Source organism: Amycolatopsis sp. NPDC054798 (assembly GCF_053611505.1).
On sequence record NZ_JBSHAM010000024.1, the window covers coordinates 31310 to 47361 of the forward strand.

General features: G+C 66.7%; 16 protein-coding genes and 1 pseudogene. 5 read left to right on the plus strand and 12 right to left on the minus strand.

The window, feature by feature from the left end:
• Positions 1-12 precede the first annotated feature (12 nt).
• Positions 13-420 (plus strand): MmcQ/YjbR family DNA-binding protein, encoded by a 408-nt coding sequence (locus ACWGIC_RS17225; protein WP_452076918.1) that lies wholly within the window; start codon positions 13-15, stop codon positions 418-420.
• Positions 421-473: 53 nt separating this feature from the next.
• A complete protein-coding gene (locus tag ACWGIC_RS17230) occupies positions 474-1088 on the plus strand; it encodes a glyoxalase (protein WP_452076919.1) in 615 nt (204 codons plus the stop codon).
• A 45-nt stretch (positions 1089-1133) separates the two neighbouring features.
• Here ACWGIC_RS17230 and ACWGIC_RS17235 read toward each other — a convergent pair whose 3' ends face one another.
• Positions 1134-1436: an Imm53 family immunity protein gene (locus ACWGIC_RS17235; RefSeq protein WP_452076920.1), complete on the minus strand. Its 303-nt coding sequence runs from the start codon at positions 1434-1436 to the stop codon at positions 1134-1136.
• A gap of 159 nt (positions 1437-1595) precedes the next feature.
• On the opposite strand from ACWGIC_RS17235, the gene ACWGIC_RS17240 reads away from it, so the two are divergent.
• Positions 1596-3767 (plus strand): molybdopterin-containing oxidoreductase family protein, encoded by a 2172-nt coding sequence (locus tag ACWGIC_RS17240; protein ID WP_452076921.1) that lies wholly within the window; start codon positions 1596-1598, stop codon positions 3765-3767.
• Here ACWGIC_RS17240 and ACWGIC_RS17245 read toward each other — a convergent pair.
• Positions 3764-4348: a TetR/AcrR family transcriptional regulator gene (locus tag ACWGIC_RS17245; protein WP_452076922.1), complete on the minus strand. Its 585-nt coding sequence runs from the start codon at positions 4346-4348 to the stop codon at positions 3764-3766. The two genes, ACWGIC_RS17240 and ACWGIC_RS17245, sit on opposite strands and share 4 nt — an antisense overlap.
• A gap of 56 nt (positions 4349-4404) precedes the next feature.
• Here ACWGIC_RS17245 and ACWGIC_RS17250 point away from each other — a divergent pair, with 56 nt between their 5' ends.
• On the plus strand, positions 4405-5298 hold the full coding sequence (locus ACWGIC_RS17250; RefSeq protein WP_452076923.1) for an alpha/beta fold hydrolase: 894 nt from the start codon (positions 4405-4407) through the stop codon (positions 5296-5298).
• Between the two features lie 56 nt (positions 5299-5354).
• Positions 5355-5948, plus strand: a complete 594-nt coding sequence (locus ACWGIC_RS17255; protein WP_452076924.1) for a TIGR03086 family metal-binding protein — start codon at positions 5355-5357, stop codon at positions 5946-5948.
• 74 nt (positions 5949-6022) lie between these two features.
• On the opposite strand, the gene ACWGIC_RS17260 is transcribed toward ACWGIC_RS17255, so the two are convergent.
• The 10 genes and pseudogenes from ACWGIC_RS17260 to ACWGIC_RS17305 form a co-directional block, all read right to left on the minus strand.
• Positions 6023-6394 carry a ribbon-helix-helix protein, CopG family gene (locus tag ACWGIC_RS17260; RefSeq protein WP_452076925.1) on the minus strand — a complete coding sequence of 124 codons (372 nt, stop codon included), beginning with the start codon at positions 6392-6394 and terminating at the stop codon, positions 6023-6025.
• 8 nt (positions 6395-6402) lie between these two features.
• Positions 6403-6720 carry a hypothetical protein gene (locus ACWGIC_RS17265; RefSeq protein ID WP_452076926.1) on the minus strand — a complete coding sequence of 106 codons (318 nt, stop codon included), beginning with the start codon at positions 6718-6720 and terminating at the stop codon, positions 6403-6405.
• A 249-nt stretch (positions 6721-6969) separates the two neighbouring features.
• Complete coding sequence (locus tag ACWGIC_RS17270; protein ID WP_452076927.1) at positions 6970-7674, minus strand: hypothetical protein; 705 nt, start codon at positions 7672-7674, stop codon at positions 6970-6972.
• The gene (locus tag ACWGIC_RS17275; RefSeq protein ID WP_452076928.1) at positions 7671-8297 is read right to left on the minus strand and encodes a hypothetical protein; all 627 of its coding nucleotides are present in this window, start codon (positions 8295-8297) and stop codon (positions 7671-7673) included. Before ACWGIC_RS17275 ends, ACWGIC_RS17270 begins: the two co-directional genes overlap by 4 nt.
• Positions 8298-8764: 467 nt before the next feature.
• Positions 8765-10020 (minus strand): annotated as a pseudogene (locus tag ACWGIC_RS17280) (aspartate aminotransferase family protein).
• A gap of 31 nt (positions 10021-10051) precedes the next feature.
• On the minus strand, positions 10052-11167 hold the full coding sequence (locus ACWGIC_RS17285; RefSeq protein ID WP_452076929.1) for a Zn-dependent alcohol dehydrogenase: 1116 nt from the start codon (positions 11165-11167) through the stop codon (positions 10052-10054).
• A 28-nt stretch (positions 11168-11195) separates the two neighbouring features.
• Complete coding sequence (locus ACWGIC_RS17290; protein ID WP_452076930.1) at positions 11196-12551, minus strand: NAD-dependent succinate-semialdehyde dehydrogenase; 1356 nt, start codon at positions 12549-12551, stop codon at positions 11196-11198.
• Positions 12548-13252, minus strand: a complete 705-nt coding sequence (locus ACWGIC_RS17295; RefSeq protein WP_452076931.1) for a transporter — start codon at positions 13250-13252, stop codon at positions 12548-12550. Before ACWGIC_RS17295 ends, ACWGIC_RS17290 begins: the two co-directional genes overlap by 4 nt.
• Positions 13249-14643, minus strand: coding sequence for a flavin monoamine oxidase family protein (locus ACWGIC_RS17300; protein WP_452076932.1), 1395 nt, complete (start codon positions 14641-14643; stop codon positions 13249-13251). The genes ACWGIC_RS17295 and ACWGIC_RS17300 overlap by 4 nt, the downstream gene beginning before the upstream one ends.
• A gap of 61 nt (positions 14644-14704) precedes the next feature.
• Positions 14705-16051: an NAD(P)/FAD-dependent oxidoreductase gene (locus ACWGIC_RS17305; RefSeq protein ID WP_452076933.1), complete on the minus strand. Its 1347-nt coding sequence runs from the start codon at positions 16049-16051 to the stop codon at positions 14705-14707.
• Position 16052 lies beyond the last annotated feature (1 nt).

A 16052-nucleotide genomic window follows, 5' to 3' on the forward strand; every position in this document is an offset into this window, starting at 1 on the left:
ATCGTGCAGGTCATGCGGGCGCGGGTCGAGGACGTGCACGAGCTGGCGCTGGGGATGCCCCACGTCACGGTGGTCCGCGGCTCGCGGGAAAACCCGGTGTACCAGGTCGGAGGCAAGTCGTTCGTGTTCTTCCGGACGCCGCGGCCGGACGCGTTCGACCCGGAGACCGGGCAGCGGTATCCAGACGTGATCGTGTTCTGGGTACCGTCCGAATCGGACAAACAGGCGCTGGTCCAGGACCCGGACAGCCCGTTTTTCACCACTCCGCACTTCGACGGCCACCTGTCGGTGCTCGTCCGCGCCGCGCGTCTCGGCGAGCTGACGCGGCAGGAACTGGCCGAGGTGGTCGAGGACGCCTGGCTGTCCCGGGCGTCGCCGCGCCGGCGCGAGGCGTGGCTGGCCGGGCGTCCGGCCCGGTAAGCGATCAGGAATCAAGAAGCGTCCGGGCCGGGGCCGGACTTAGCGTTTACGGCATGACCTCCTTCGAATTCGTCACCCTGGACGTTCCCGATGTCGCCGCCGCCGAACGCTTCTACACCGCCGCGTTCGATCTTGGCGACCGCCTCCGCTTCCGGCAGGCCTCCGCGCCGAGCACCGGTTTCCGCGGATTCACCTTGTCGCTCACCGTTTCCCAGCCCGCCAACGCGGTCGCTTACCTGGACGCCGCCCTCGCCGCCGGCGCGACTTCGCTGAAGCCGGCGGCCAAGTCGCTGTGGGGTTTCGGCGGGGTGGTGCAGGCTCCCGACGGGGCGATCTGGAAGGTCGCGACTTCCACGAAGAAAGATTCCGGCGCCGGGGTCCGGGAATACGACCAGATGGTGCTGCTGCTGGGCGCGTCGGATGTGGCGGCGACCAAGCAGTTCTACGTCTCCCACGGGCTCACGGTGGGCAAGAGCTACGGGCGCAAGTACGTGGAATTCGAGACCAGCCCGGTCAAGCTGGCGCTTTACGGCCGGAAGGCGCTGGCGAAGGACGCCGGGGTGCCGGAGGAGGGTTCGGGTTCGCATCTGCTGACCATCGGCGGGAACGCGGGACGGATCACGGACCCGGACGGATTCGCTTGGGAGAGTTCGGTTCTGGCCGGCTGACGGGCCGGGTGGATCCGTCGAGACCCGCTCGACGGATCCGGCCCGCTAGCCCGGCTGGCCCGCGAAGGCCTTGAACTGGGCGAGGACCAGCTCGAACGAAGCCGGGTCACAGGCTCCGTGGAACTTCTCGCCGTCGGACCAGCATTGCGCCCAGCGGCCCGCGTCACCCTCGAAATCGGATCGTTCCATACGGCGCCCGGCGAGGTCGGTGTATTCCAGATCGACTTCGAGCAGCCAGCCCGGGCTGTCCAGAGTGGACAGCTTGACGCCGAACTCGTGTTCCCATTCCTCGTCGCATTGCTCGGCGTACCAGTCCAGCAGGAACTGGAAACTTTCTCCCAAAGCCACCGGAAGCCCCTCGGTTAAGCATTTCTTCGCCGATCTGGCGACGACACCGAGCTTGCCGCACTCCCCGGGCGCGAGGCCACCGAGTTAGCAGCCGGTCCGGTCCGCTGAAACGCTGGACCCGCCAGCACCGACTTCCAGGCAGAGCCCCGGAGGTGCGCGATGGCGACCGAAGTGCCGACGTTCTGCCCGTTGTGCGTGTCGAGGTGCGGGGCCACCGCGACGGTCGAGGACGGGCGGCTGCTCGCGCTCCGCCCGCTGCCCGGCCATCCGACCGGGGGCGCGATCTGCGTCAAAGGCAAGGCCGCGCCGGAAATCGTCGCGCATCCGGACCGGCTGCTGCATCCCCTCCGCCGGACCGCCCCGAAGGGCGCGGCCGACCCGGGCTGGGAGCGCATCAGCTGGGAAGAGGCGCTGGCGACCATCGCGTCCCGGCTGACCTCGATCGCCGAGGAATCCGGCCCGGAAGCGGTGGTCTTCGGCAGCGCCTCGCCCTCGACGTCGGCGATGTCGGACACCATCGAATGGCTGACCCGGCTCCGGCGCGCCTTCGGCACCCCCAATTTCGTCAGCTATATGGAACTTTGCGGATGGGGCCGTCACCTCGCCACGCTCTACACCTGGGGCGAGCCGGTCCCCGGCGCTTACCTGCCCGATCTCGACAACGCCCAATGCGTCCTCTACTGGGGCTACAACCCGTCGGTCTCCCGTCTGGCGCACGCCACCGCGACCACCGCCGCGCTGCGCCGCGGGGCCAAGCTCGTCGTGGTCGATCCCCGGCGCGCCGGGCTGGCCAGCAAGGCTGACCAATGGCTGCGCGTCCGCCCCGGCACGGACGCGGCGCTGGCGTTGTCGATCACGCACGTCATGATCGACAATGATTGGTACGACAAGGAATTCGTCGAGCGGTGGACCAACGCGAGGCAACGGGTCGGCTCTGCGCGGCGGGTCTGGGACCTGATCGTCGAGGAGTGCGCGAAGTATCCGCCCGAGGCCGCCGAAGAGATCACCGGCGTGCCCGCCGAGCAGATCGTCGCCACGGCTCGGCTGCTGTGGGAGCAGCGTCCGGTCGCGTTCTACACCTGGAGCGGGCTGGAGCAGCACAGCAACGCGACCCAGACCGTACGCGCCATCGGCCAGCTCTACGCACTCACCGGCTGCATCGACACCCCGGGCGGGAACGTGCTGTTCACGCCCGTTCCGGCCAATCCGGTCGACGGCCGCGAACTGCTGCCGCCCGAGCAGCGTGCCAAGGCCATCGGAATACAGGAGCGTCCGCTCGGCCCGGCGAGGTTCGAGTTCATCACCGGCGAGGACTTCTACCGGGCAGCGCTGGACGACGTCCCCTACCGGGCCCGGGCGCTGGTCAACTTCGGCGGCAATCTGGTCATGGCGCACGGCGACAGCGCACGGGGCCGGGACGCTCTCCGCGCGCTGGATTTCTTCGTCCACACGGATTTGTTCCTGAATCCGACCGCGGAGCAGGCGGACCTCGTACTGCCCGCGACAAGCGCGTGGGAAGCCGAGGCGTTGCGGATCGGTTTCGAGACAAGCCAAGCCGCGCAGTCGACTGTCCAATTGCGACAGCCGTTGGCCGCTGCCCGGGGCGAAGCCCGGTCGGATATGCGGATCATCTTCGACCTCGCCGTCGCCCTCGGATTAGGCCACCATTTCTTCAACGGAGACGTCGAAGCGGCCTGGCAGCATCAGCTCGACCCCAGCGGCCTCACGCTCGACCAGCTGCGCGCTGCCCCGGAAGGCATCCGCCTGCCGTTGCGGACGATCTACCGCAAATACGAACGGAGCGGCTTCCAGACTCCGTCCGGGCTGGTCGAACTGTACTCGGAACCGTTGCTGGAGCACGGATATCCGCCACTGCCGACCTTTGCCGAGCCGTCGATCAGCCCGCTGTCCCGACCGGATCTGGCGACGCGCTACCCGTTGATCCTCACCTGCGCGAAATCGCTGTTCTTCTGCGAAACCCAGCATCGAGAAATCACGAGCCTGCGCAAATCCGCCCCCGAACCCTCGGTCGAACTGCACCCCGAAACCGCTGCCGCCCGCGGAATCGGCGCCGGGGATTGGGTTCGGCTGGAGACGCCTCTGGGAAGCATCCGCGCGAAGGCGAAGTTCAACGTCAACCTGCGGCCGGACGTGGTGTGCGGACAGCACGGCTGGTGGCAGCCCGCAGGCGAACTCGGAGAGCCCGGCTATCCGCCGTTCGGCGAAGGCAGCGCGAACCTCAATCTTGTGCTGAGCCAGGGTCCGAGCGATCCGATCAGCGGCAGCTCGCCGCTGCGGGCTTCCCTCTGCGAGATCGCCAAAGAAAGCTAGCTCCGGGCCTGCAACGCCTGCGAAAGCGCGCTCAGGCTGATGTCGACGATCGCGCGGAGCTGTTCCTGACTCGCTCCGGCCCGGCTCATCACGGCCAGCGATTGGTTGACCGCCGCGAGGTGAACGGCGAAGTCGTCGGCCTCGGCCAATTTCGCGGCCTTCAACGCGGTCCGCAACCGCGCGTGCTGAGCGTGCAAGGCTTCGGTCGCGCGCGCGGCGACGGCGGGGCTCAGCACCGGTATCGCCATCGTGGTCTGGGCGACGAGGCATCCGTCCGGCACGTCGGGGTCGGCGATGCGCGTCAGGGTGACTTCGAAAAACTCCCGTATCGCCCGCAATGGCTCCTCGGCCGCGCTTGCCAAAGCCTGGTCGTACCTCTCCCCGTAGCGCGCGGCATAACGGTCCAGGCAGCGCAGATAGAGGGAGTCCTTGTCGCCGAACGACGAGTAGAGGGAACTGCGGTTCAATCCGGTCGCCTTGGAGAGGTCGTCGAGCGAGGTGTCGGCGTACCCGGCCCGCCAGAACTGGACCATCGCCGCGTCGAGCGCGGTGTCCACATCGAACTGTTTCTTCCCTGCCATCTGCCCAGCCTAGCGCATCTTGAACTGATCGGTTCAAGATACGCTACGCTTGCGCCATGATTTCGATCCCTGATTTGCCGCTGCCCGACCTGGCAGGATTCACGCACCGCTGGGTCGACGCGGAAGGCGTCCGGCTCCATGCCGTGGAAGGCGGCCGGACGGACGGTCCCGCCCTCGTCCTGCTCGCCGGGTTCCCGCAGACCTGGTGGGCTTGGCGCAAAGCGATGCCGGGCCTCGCCGAGCGCTTCCGGGTGATCGCGATCGACCTGCCCGGGCAAGGTCACTCCGACCGTCCTCACGACAGCTACGACACGCACACCGTCGCGTCGCGTGTCCAGGCCGCGGTGTCTGCGCTCGACGTGCCGAAGTACTGGCTCGCCGCGCACGACATCGGAGCCTGGGTCGCCTTCTCACTGGCGCTGAAGCACGAGGAGCGCCTGCACGGTGTCGCGCTGCTCGACGCCGGCATCCCCGGAATCACCCTCCCGGACTCCATCCCCACAGACCCCGACCGGGCCTGGAAGACCTGGCACTTCGCGTTCCACCTGGTGCCCGATCTTCCCGAAACGCTGCTCGCCGGTCGCGAGCGCGAGTACGTCGACTGGTTCCTGAACGTCAAAGCGTTGTCCCCGGACACGTTCGACAGCGTCGAGGTTGACCATTACGCCGCCGCCATCGCAGCCGAAGGCGGTCTCCGGGCTTCGCTCGCCTACTACCGCGATGCAGCGGAATCGGCGCGCAAGAACCGAGCCGCGCTGGACCGGCAGCGCTTGACCGTCCCAGTCCTGGGCATCTCCAGCTCCCACGGCTCGATCCCCGACATGGCCGTTTCCCTCAGCCCGTGGGCGGACAACACGACCGGCGTCGTCATCCCGGATTCCGGGCACTTCATTCCCGACGAACAACCTGGCGCGGTCGTGGACGCGTTGACCGCGTTCATCTCGGGGTAACGCCACGTCGGATTTACGCCAGCACAGGAGGTCCTCGCGGCGAAAGACTGGCTGGCATGATCGACCGTTTTCTCGCCGCCAGCACCGAATTCGGCCAGCGCTTGCCGTCCGTCCACCCCGAACAGTGGACGGCCCCGACGCCGTGTGCGGAGTGGAACGTGCGTCAGCTCGTCAACCACATGGTGCGGGGCAATCTCAACTACGTCGATCTGCTGGCAGGTGGCAGCCGCGAGGACTTCTTGCGCATGCGTGACGCGGACGCCCTGGGTGACGATCCGGTCGCCGCGTACACCGCGTCGGTGCGGTTAGTCGTTGACGCGTTCGGCCGTCCGGGGGCGCTGGACCGGCTGCTCGATTACCCGTTGGGCGAGGTGACCGGACGCCAAGCGTTGGCCGTGCGCGCGACGGATTCCGCCGTCCACGCTTGGGATCTGGCGCGGGCGCTTGGGGTTGATGACCGTCTTGATCCTGACTTGGTCACGTGGATCTGTGATGATTTGGAAGTGATCTATGCGGGGCTGGCGGAATCCCCTGTCGCGGCTGACACGACGCATCGGTTCTTCGCCGAGCCGGGGACGTTGAGCGGGTCAGCGTCCCGGCAGGACCGGTTGCTGCACCTGATGGGCCGGAAGCCGGGGCAGCCGAACTGACCCGCGGGCGGCCAGCTAAACCAGATCCCCAGTCAGCGGATCGAGCAGACCCGATGCACAGCGATCCGCCGGACTCATACGGATTCGCGATAGACACGCCGGGCGATCTGCTCGACTTGTTCGACGGTGAGCACCGGAGCGTCCGGTCGCTGCACCGCTTGGGTGAGGATCCGCCGCACCAAGGCAGAGGTGGGGATCTGCTCGGCCGCAGCGCGAGCCTTCAGCGCGGCCGCGAGCGATGTCGGCACCCGCAGGGACAGCGCGGACTGCTCATTTTCGGCGATGTCAGCAGCGACCGCGTCCGCTTCCTCGTCTTCATGGTCCCGCCGGGACCGTGCGTGTCGCAGCAGGCGCTCGCGCTTGACCGGATCGTCTTCCTGGCGCGCCGCGGCTTCCTGCTCGGCAATCTCTCCCCGGATCCCGGCCAGCACCTGTTCACGGCTCATGGGCTCAGTCATGACGCAGTGTCCTCTCCTCCAAGAGCCGTTCGGTACGCACGCAAGTCGGCACCACTGGTCTTCCAGGCATTGATGCCGGAATGATCCACGCGATCGATGATCACCGTGATCACGAATCCTGCTGCGGGCGAGTAACCGATCACGCGGATGTCTCCCCAGTGGCTCTTCGGGTCAGGATCACGGGTGATCCGATGAGGATCAGCTGCCGCTTCCAAGGTCCAGGCTGGCTCGATGTCACTGGCACCGGGATACCGGCACGATCGCGTGCGGATGTACTCGCCATCAGCTTCCTCCCACCACAGCCCGATCGCCATAGCAAAGCGTAGCACATCTACACACAACTGCACACAGGCATTGGGCCTCGGTATCTGCTAGCCGATTCGCCGCAGTCGGGCACGCCAGCAAGGGAGGATCGCGGCCAACGCCAGAGCTCGGGACCTGCAGACGCCACCGCTGAGGAGCATGGCGCGGAGACTCGAGTCGAGTGCGACGTTCGGCTTCTGGTCCGTCCCGAGATCCTCCGGCTTCCAAGTACTTTCGAACAGCTTCCTCAACCACTGAGCTCACCGACGATTGCGGTAGCCGCGAAGAGCGATGGCGAAACGCTCCTTGAGATCATGCTCAGCTTTGCACCCAGGCAGTACTCCGAACTCATAGTGCTGTTTCCGGCCTTGCAGAAGATGAGAAACAGACTCACTGACCACGGTCGCCGCCATGATCGTGTAGGCCGCCGAGAGATCGACATTCAGCCCGAGGAACTGCCTTCCTCCTCCGAGCGTCAGCGGTGAGCTGTAGTATTTTCCCTCCACTACAAGGACCGCTTGATGACTTCTGGGATCGAGGTCGAGCATGCGGCATCTCGACGCTATGTCTCCAGGAAGCACCAGGACATCTGCCTCGTGCGCTACCTTGCTCTTGCCGATCACAGCGACGCCTGTGTGCACCTCGAGCGAACCCTTGGAACTGCCAGGCAGGCTCAGCTTCGCGTGAGTGAAGTCGCCGCTTGGCAGGCGTCCGGGACTGCGACGCAATCTAAAGACCGCCGGCGGGTTCCCGGAGCGTTGATGGAACGTGACCTCGTAACCCTCCCCTCTGGCGGCTCTCAGCACGAGGGAAAAGAGAAATGCTTCGTACAAGTCGTTTCCCGGCGTCGGATCGACACCGCCGAGCTGCAGTGCGGACGGGAGCGCCGATGGGAGCTCCGCTTCAAGCCGATCAAGCAAGTCCCGCGCGGTGTCGTCGTCCGGAGCAACGCCTTGGCCCGTCATTTCTCCCCCACCGACCAGGAATTGAAGGACTCTTCACCGCCGTAAGGTGCGAGCCACTGTCCTCGCGGCACTCCGGCCAGTGCCCGCAGTTCATCGACTAATCCGAGCACGTCGGACACCCGCTGCCTGGGCTGCGCGCCGACGGCGTCCGCCGTGAGCGTCCATGGCTCGCGTGCCTGGCCACGCAGCTCCGCCTCTGGCGGATCTTCGAACGTCAGCCGGCCGTTGGCCGAAGCTGCCCCGAGTTGTTCGACTACTGCTTGTTCCATCGCGACCGTACCAGCGGTAGCGACCTCCACGAGATCGAGCAACAGCGCGAGCCGAGCGCGGACATCGAGCGGAGCAACGACGACGTCTCCGCTTTTCAATCGGTCCTTGCCGGCCGAAGGCATTTCCTCGGCCAAGTCCCACAGCCGCGCCGTCGCCCCGGTAGTCCGGCCATACTCAGAACCGCCTGATGTGGAACGGGTGTCAGAACCATGTCCGCGCGTGAATTCCTCCGGAGTCAGGGATCTTCCCTCGGCCGCGATGACGCGCTCTTGCACTACAGCGAATCCGAGCCCGATGCGCTCCAAGCGTTGTTCCAGCGCGAGTAGCAGACGCGCGAGTTCCTCCTCGGTCACGACGCAGTCCCCCTCCAGGCAAGCGTCCGACAAGCCACTAGTACCACGTTGGGCATGAGGTTACCCAGCATAACGGCTGGGCAGCGACAAGCACTCGCCACCTTCGCCGCGGGACCGGTTTTCCTATCAGACCAACAATGCCATCTCCCGGGACAGCGCTACCGGAGGCCACGATCCGCAGGGCTGAGAAAGACCTGCCAGACGGGCGGACCGGTGCAGAATCAGCGAGCGGTCAGCCAGGGCGCGAGAAGCTTCTCCCACGCGTCGTCCGACAGCGCCGTCGTGGAACTCGTACCATCGCGAAGCCTTGCGAGCCGCGTAGCAGTCAACCTCGAACATGCCCCAGGAAGTACATGACGCTTCCCAAATCTAAGCTCAGCGAGCTCAATGAGACTACTGCCCCACAGACTCATCGTGTTCGCGAATCTGTGGCAGCCCAACAGCAGCACGGCGGTCAAATTCAGAAGTCACGATCGGCGCAGCACCTTCTCAACCGCCTCCGCCGTCGCCTCGATGTCCGAAGAAGTATGCGCCGTACTGAGGAACACCTTCCCCGACGGCATGAACAAAACCCCCTCCCGCAACATCCCCTCCAACAGCACACTCCAAAGCCCGCCAGCGCCATGCAGCCCAGTCGCCCCACCCGCCGGAACGTACTGAAGAAGCGACCCAACCCGGTTGAAGCTGCCACCGTCAGGAACCGACCCGAGAACGCCCCCGACAAGCGATTCGAACCCGGACGAGACCTCCTCAAGCACCTTGTAAACACCCGGATCAGCCAAAACGCGCATCGTCGCCTCGACAGCCGCCAACGCGATCGGGTTAGCGTTGAAGGTTCCGGCATGCGCGACGCCGGACGTCACCTGATCGACCAGTTCCGCTCGCCCGACGACGGCGCTCTGGGTGAATCCCCCGGCCATCGCCTTTCCGTAACGGACAGGTCCGGCAGCACCTCGTACCTCTCCGCCGCCCCGCCGCGTGCGATCCGGAACCCGGCGATCACCTCGTCGAAGATGAGGACCACGCCGTGCCGGTCGCACAGAGTCCGCAGCGTGGACAGGAATTCCGGCGACGGCGCCTCGACCCCGGCATTGCTCATCACCGGATCGACGAGCACCGCGGCAATGTCGCGTTCGGCGGCGTCGCGCAGGAGACGCTCGGCGAGAGGTACGTCGTTGAAGCGCGCCACGATCAGGTCGTCCAGCACGCTGGGCGACTGCCCTTTGCTGCCCGGCCGCGCAGGTCGATCGCCGTCGTCCTCGGACATCCCGGCGTAAACGGTGTCGTGCCAGCCGTGGTAGCTCTTGGCGAACTTGAGGATGCGCCGCCGCCCCGTCGCGGCTCTGGCGAGGCGCAGCGCGACCTGCACGGCTTCGGTTCCGGTGTTGCTCCACAGCAGCCGCTCGCCGTGTGGCACGGCTTCGAGGACCGCCTCGGCAGCGAGGTATTCGAGGGCGTGGCCGGTACCGACGACCTGCATCTTCTTCGCGGCCTCAGTCACGGCGGACAGAACGCGCGGATCGCCGTGGCCGAGCACGAGCGGTCCCCAGGCCATCACGTAGTCGACATACCGGTCGCCGTCCAGGTCCCAAACGTGCGCCCCGCGTGCCTCCCGCACGAAGAGCGGGTGGGGACGCATCGAGGCGCGCAAGCCTGACCCCACGCCGCCGCCGACGCTGCGACGGGCTCGTTCGTAGGCGATACGCGAAGATTCCAGAGCCATGCGACGGTAAATGCCTTTCTTCACAAGGGCTTCAGTACTTGATCACCGAGCGAATCCCGTGGCCGCGCTTCATCTCGTCGAACGCCTCGTTGACGTCCGCCAGGTCGATCACGCGTGTCACCAGCGAGTCGAGATCGATGCGGTCGTGCATGTAGTGGTCGACCAGCAGCGGGAAATCGACGGCGGGCTTGCTCGAGCCGTAGTTGGAGCCGATGAGCGAAAGTTCCTGATCGGACATGACGAACGGATCGATCGAGACCCGCACGCCGTCCGCCACCTGCCCGGCCACGACGGCCGTTCCGCCTCGCGCCAGCACCTCGTAGGCCGACTCGATGGTGCGCGGCAGCCCGATGGCCTCGACGGCGACCTCCACCCCGCGTCCGTCGGTGAGCTGGCGTACCCGGTCCGCGAGATTTTCCCGCCCGCTGTTGATCAGGTCTGTCGCACCGAAAACGCGGGCTTGCGCAAGCTTCTCGTCGGAGAGGTCCGCGGCGATGATCTTCCGCGCGCCGACCAGCCGGGCACCCTGGATCGCGTTCAGCCCGACGCCGCCGCAGCCCAGGACCAGCACAGTGTCGCTCGGCCGGACCTTCGCGGTGTTGACCGCCGCCCCGACCCCGGTCGTCACGGCGCAGCCGACCAGGGCGGCCTGCTCGAACGGAGCGTCGTTCCGGATCGCGATGGCGCCGGATTCGGGCACGAGCGTGTACTGGCCGAACGTTCCGACGCCCGCGAAGCTGTAGACGTCCCGGTCGTCCGCCGACGTGACGCGAGTCCGGCCGTCGAACGACAGGTGGTTGGCCGAGTGCTGGCTGACCAGGTCGCAGAGAACGGGCCGGCCGCTGACGCAGTAGCGGCATCGGCGACACGAAGGTGTCCAGGACAGGACGACGTGATCACCCTTCGCCAGGGTCGTGACGCCTTCGCCCACACTCTCGACGATTCCGGCGCCTTCATGGCCGAGAATCATCGGCGAAGGGGCGTCCCATTCCCCGGCGACCACGTGCAGGTCGCTGTGGCACACCCCGCTCGCCTTGAGCCGCACCAGCACCTCGCCGGGCGGCGGCGTGTCCGGGAGCGAAACTCGCTCGATGGTCAGCGGCGCGTTCGGCGTCGTGAAGACGGCGGCGTCGAATTCGACGGTCATGGCAGATTCCCCTCTGGCTAGGGCTGATTCACGCGCGAGCCGTGCGGATGAGCTTCTTGTTGGCGAACTCGTCGATCCCCGCCCGGCCGAGCTCCCGCCCGAAGCCGGACCGCTTGACTCCGCCGAACGGCAGTTCCGCGCCTTCGAGACCGACGCCGTTGACGAACACCATGCCCGCCTCGATCTGGCCGGCGACCCGCATCGCTTGCTCGGGGTCCGTGGTGAACACGTAGGAACCCAGCCCGTACGGCGTGTTGTTGGCCAGTTCGACGGCCTCGGCTTCGGATTCCGCTCGATATACGGTCGCGACCGGGCCGAACAATTCCTCCGCGGCCGACGGCGAATCCGGCGACACACCGGTCAGGACGCCAGGTGGAAAGAAAGCGCCTTCGCGTCGCCCTTCGCAGACCAGGGTCGCACCGTCGTCGACAGCCCGCTGCACCTGTGCTTCTAGGCGCTCGGCGGCCGTCACCGAGGACAACGGAGCCAGTCCGCTGGCCGTGGCGAGCACTTTTTTCGTGAATATGTCGAGGAATTGGTCATAGATGTCCGCGGCGACGATGACCCGCTTGCCCGCGTTGCAGGCTTGTCCGGCGTTCTCGAAGCGAGTGTCCACCGCGGCCTGGGCCGTGGCTTCCAGATCGTCGGAAGACAGCACGATGAACGGGTCTGAACCGCCTAGTTCGAGCACTACCTTTTTGAGGTTGCGGCCCGCTTTTTCGGCGATTTCCGCCCCGGCCCGCTCAGAACCGGTGAAGGACACGCCTCGCACCCTGGAATCGGCGATGGCGTCGGCGGCCTGGCCGTTGGTCGCGTAGACATTGACGTAACAGCCCTCGGGACAGCCAGCGTCGGCGAAGATCCGTTGCAGGGCCGCGGAAGACTCCGGGCATTGCGGCGCGGGCTTGAGCACGATGGTGTTGCCCAGCACCAGGTTCGGCGCGGCGAACCTGGCGACCTGGTAGTACGGGTAGTTCCAGGGCATGATGCCCAGCAGCGGGCCGATCGGCTGGCGGCGGATGAACGCCGTGCCCTCCCCCTCGAGCAATTCGACGGGTTCGTCAGCGAGAAACTTGTGCGCGTTCGCGGCGTAATACGCGTAGATCGACGCACTGAACTCGACCTCGGCGACGGCCTCTTCCAGCGGCTTGCCCATCTCCTGCTGCGCGATGCGGGCGAGTTCTCCGCTGCGCTCGTTGTGCAGGGCGGCAACGGTGTTCAACACCTCGGCGCGCTCAGCCAGGGTGGTCTTTTTCGACCATTCTCGGTAGGCGTTCGCAGCCGCGTCGAGCGCTAGATCCATGGCTGCGTCAGTCGCGGCCGGATACTCCCGGACCAGCTCGCCGGTAGCCGGATCGACGACGGCGTACATCTGTGAGTTCATGACGACGCACCCGCTTCCTGCACGGTTTTCGCGCCCGAGGCCACGTTGTGGTTGTGCAGCGCGCGGTAGGCGAAGAAATAGACGAATCCCTGCGTACCCCACGTCGCCAGCGCTGCGGTGTAGAAGAACGTGCGGTTCGCATCGTCGAACGAGAAGGGGAAGAAGTCGTAAGTGATCGCGATAGTGGTGGCGGCAGCGGTAACCAGTCCCGTCCAGATCGCCGGCCATTTCGCGCCGATGTTCCAAAGCCGCTTGGCGAAGTACGCCAGGAAGACCGCCGCGGCGAGGTTGGCCACGACGTAGAACGCGGAGACAGCGAACGCGCCGTGGTCGACGCGGGGGTTTTCGCCGTGGAATTGCCGGAGGAACAGCCCGGCCGCGGTGGCGAGCGCGAACACGCCGACGTCGACAGCGAGGCTCGGCTTGTAGCGATGGGTGACCTTCATCAGGCCCATCACGAGGATGAGCGTGATGCCGACTGACCGCGAGAAGGCGTCGAAGAAATACGCTATGCGGTAAAGGACACTGCCCTCGTTGGCGCCGAGCAACGACCAGACGAGGAAGTTGCTGCCCGAGGTCGCGACGACCATCCACTCGAGACCGAGCAGGTAATTGCCGTACCGGCGGATGAATTTCCAGCCGAAGAAGTAGCCGACGAAAATCATCCACACATCGGCGAGCAGGAAAAAGATGTCTTTCATCCCACCGGCACCTCTCGGGACTCGCGCGCCACCGCGGCCGCGACGCGCTCGGCGGCACGCTGACCGGTCAGGACAGCGCCGTTCATGCAGCCCGCCCACTCGCCCGCGGTTTCGGTGCCCGCCCAGTGGACGCGCCCGTGCGGTTCGGTGAGAGCAGGACCGTAAGCCGTGGTCGCGTAAGGACCGACAGCCGGGTTCGGGCCTCCCGGGGCGAAAGGTTCCTCTCCCCAGCAGTGGTCCAGGTAGTCGATGGGCGCGCTCGCTTGCGTGCCGTACAGCTGGACGAGCTGCTGAAGGACCAGGCTGCGGCGCCGGTCGGGACTGAATCCGTCGAACACCCGAGGGTCGCAGAACGTCATCAGAATGCCCGGCCCGTTGGCGTCGGGCGAAACGTCGAAGGTGATGAACACGGCCCCGGTATCGGTCAGTCCCTCGCCGGAAAGTCCGTTGGCTCGCCAGAACGGCCTTTCGTACGCGACGAACGCCTTGCTCAGGACGCCCATGCGCCAGTTTTTCGCGAGCCCTGCGGCCTGCTCGGGCAAGGCCGGGTCGAATTCGATCTCGGCGCGTTGCGGCGTCGCGACGGCGACGATCGCGTACTTCGCCTTGATCTCTTCCGAATCGGTGCGAACCGTGACGCCGTCGCCGTCTTGCGTGATCGCGCGAACCGGCGTCCCGCGCACGACGCGGTCGCCGAGTTGCGCCGCGACCCGCTTCGCGATCTCTTGGGTGGTTTCGACGTACCGTTCCTGTTGCTGGCCGCCCTCCACGTCGAGCATGTGGTCGACTCCGCCCGCCGCGCGGATGTAGCGCAACGTGTGCAGCAGCGAGACGTCTCCCGGGCTGCAACCCCACTGCACCTTGCTGACGATGGTCATCATGGCGCGGGTAGCCGGCGTCGCGTGCTTCCGGTCGAGCCACTCGCCGAACGAGATCGCGTCGAACTCGCTTGCCTGGGGAGAATTCCAGGCCGCTTCGACGTCGATGCTCGCGACCAGCTTGTTCAACGCCAGCTGCACGCGCGCCATGTCGACCAGCACCGCGGGCGAGACCTTCGGAATCGTGCCCTGGTAGGTACGGCGCCGTCCGGCCATCCACAGCACGTTGCGGCCTTCGGCGAACTGGCCGGTCGTGGTGCAGCCCGCCCGGCTCGCGAGGTCGCGGATCGCCGTGTGCCTCCGGGACACCCAGGTCGCGCCGAGATCGACCCGCACCCCGGCCACCTCGCCGGTGAACGACCGGCCGCCGACTCGGTCGCGGCCTTCCAGGACGAGGACGGACTTGCCTGTGCTCACGAGCCGTTCGGCGGCGCTCAGGCCGGCGAATCCGGCGCCGACGACCACGACATCGACTGAAACGGCTTTGGAGCGGGTATCCCGGGAACTCGACATGCTTTTCTCCTTTGCCCACGCAGTTGCGTGCTGCGAGATGTAATGGGGTTAGGGCCGCGGTTCAGCGCACCCGGGCCGCTGCGCGAAGGGCGCGGCGGCGGCTGCCGTTGATCAGATCGGTGAAGCGGTCGAGTGCCCACACCGTGCGCAGGCCGAGCGGGCCGACCATCGCGAAGGGAGGGAATTTCGGCTTCTCCGCCCAAATGCCGTCGAGATCCTCGTGCCGTTTTCCGTCGACGATCAGGTCGGCGATCAGCGATCCGACGTACGGCGCCTGAGCCAATCCGTGTCCGTTGCAGGCGATCGAGTAGTAGATGTTGTCCTCGATCCGGCCGGCGATCGACAGCCAGGACGAGGTGATCGCGATCCAGCCGCCCCACGCCCGCTCCACGGCGACGTCGGCGAGCGCGGGAAACCGGGTCGCGAACGCACCCGCCAGCTCTTCGACCATCGCCCGGTCCGGGGCCTTCGCAGGCAACGGGTAGGTCTTGCCGCGTTCGACGCGCCGGACGCCGAACACGATGGTGCCCCGCGCGGTGGGGCGGTAGTGCTCCATGACCTGGTGCTGGGTGATCACTCCCGACCGGCTGCTCCATTCCAGCGCGGCGAGGCGTTCCGGGGCGATCGGCTCGGTCTCCATCTCGATGAGCCACATCGGCACCGAGAGCCGCTCGGGGGTGATGTCCCACTCCCCCGAGTAGGCGTTCGTGGCGAGCACCGCCTTGCTCGCCCGCACGGTGCCGCCGGGGGTCGAGAGCACGACCTTGCCGCCGTCGCGGCGCACATCGGTGACCTTGGTCCGTTCGAACACCCGGGCCGACGACGAGACCACGGCGTGGCGCACTCCCCGGCTCAGCTTGCCGGGATTCAGCATTCCGCCCACGGCCTCCCGCATGCCGCCGACGAACGTGCGGGGAATGCCGAGTTCCTCGCTCGTGCCGACGCGCCCACGTCCGCCGGCGCGCCGGAGAATCGCCGCCAAGGTCCGCGTGCGAAGCATCTGCCCGTGTCCCACGGCGGCGAACGCCAGGCCGTTGGGTTCGTAGTCGCAGTCGATCGCGTGGGTCTTGATGAGGTCTTCGGTGAAGCTCGCGGAATTCTCGGCCAGCCGCACCATGCCGGGCACCTTCTTGGGATAGAAGAGGCTCAGCAGCCGGAGGTCCCCGCCCGGGACGCTCGCGATCTGGCCGCCGTTGCGGGAACTGGACCCGTAGCCGCAGAACTCGGCCTCCAGCAGCACGACGTCCTGGCCGCGCTCGGCTAGCCGCAGCGCCGTCGCCATGCCGCCCATGCCCCCGCCGACGACCGCGACCTCGCATTCGAGGTCTCCGTCGAGGCTGGGGAGGACGTCCGCGGGCGGGTCGATCCAGCCGCTGAAAGTGCTGTACTCGACGTTGTCGATCTTCATG

Excerpts from the sequence above, each read along its gene's own strand:
- ACWGIC_RS17230 (WP_452076919.1), top strand. The coding sequence starts at position 474 with ATGACCTCCTTCGAATTCGTCACCCTGGACGTTCCCGATGTCGCCGCC.
- ACWGIC_RS17240 (WP_452076921.1), top strand. The coding sequence starts at position 1,596 with ATGGCGACCGAAGTGCCGACGTTCTGCCCGTTGTGCGTGTCGAGGTGC.
- ACWGIC_RS17250 (WP_452076923.1), top strand. The coding sequence starts at position 4,405 with ATGATTTCGATCCCTGATTTGCCGCTGCCCGACCTGGCAGGATTCACG.
- ACWGIC_RS17255 (WP_452076924.1), top strand. The coding sequence starts at position 5,355 with ATGATCGACCGTTTTCTCGCCGCCAGCACCGAATTCGGCCAGCGCTTG.
- ACWGIC_RS17260 (WP_452076925.1), bottom strand. The coding sequence starts at position 6,394 with ATGAGCCGTGAACAGGTGCTGGCCGGGATCCGGGGAGAGATTGCCGAG.
- ACWGIC_RS17305 (WP_452076933.1), bottom strand. The coding sequence starts at position 16,051 with ATGAAGATCGACAACGTCGAGTACAGCACTTTCAGCGGCTGGATCGAC.
- ACWGIC_RS17285 (WP_452076929.1), bottom strand. The coding sequence starts at position 11,167 with ATGACCGTCGAATTCGACGCCGCCGTCTTCACGACGCCGAACGCGCCG.
- ACWGIC_RS17265 (WP_452076926.1), bottom strand. The coding sequence starts at position 6,720 with ATGGCGATCGGGCTGTGGTGGGAGGAAGCTGATGGCGAGTACATCCGC.
- ACWGIC_RS17270 (WP_452076927.1), bottom strand. The coding sequence starts at position 7,674 with ATGACGGGCCAAGGCGTTGCTCCGGACGACGACACCGCGCGGGACTTG.
- ACWGIC_RS17300 (WP_452076932.1), bottom strand. The coding sequence starts at position 14,643 with ATGTCGAGTTCCCGGGATACCCGCTCCAAAGCCGTTTCAGTCGATGTC.
- ACWGIC_RS17295 (WP_452076931.1), bottom strand. The coding sequence starts at position 13,252 with ATGAAAGACATCTTTTTCCTGCTCGCCGATGTGTGGATGATTTTCGTC.
- ACWGIC_RS17290 (WP_452076930.1), bottom strand. The coding sequence starts at position 12,551 with ATGAACTCACAGATGTACGCCGTCGTCGATCCGGCTACCGGCGAGCTG.
- ACWGIC_RS17245 (WP_452076922.1), bottom strand. The coding sequence starts at position 4,348 with ATGGCAGGGAAGAAACAGTTCGATGTGGACACCGCGCTCGACGCGGCG.
- ACWGIC_RS17225 (WP_452076918.1), top strand. The coding sequence starts at position 13 with ATGCGGGCGCGGGTCGAGGACGTGCACGAGCTGGCGCTGGGGATGCCC.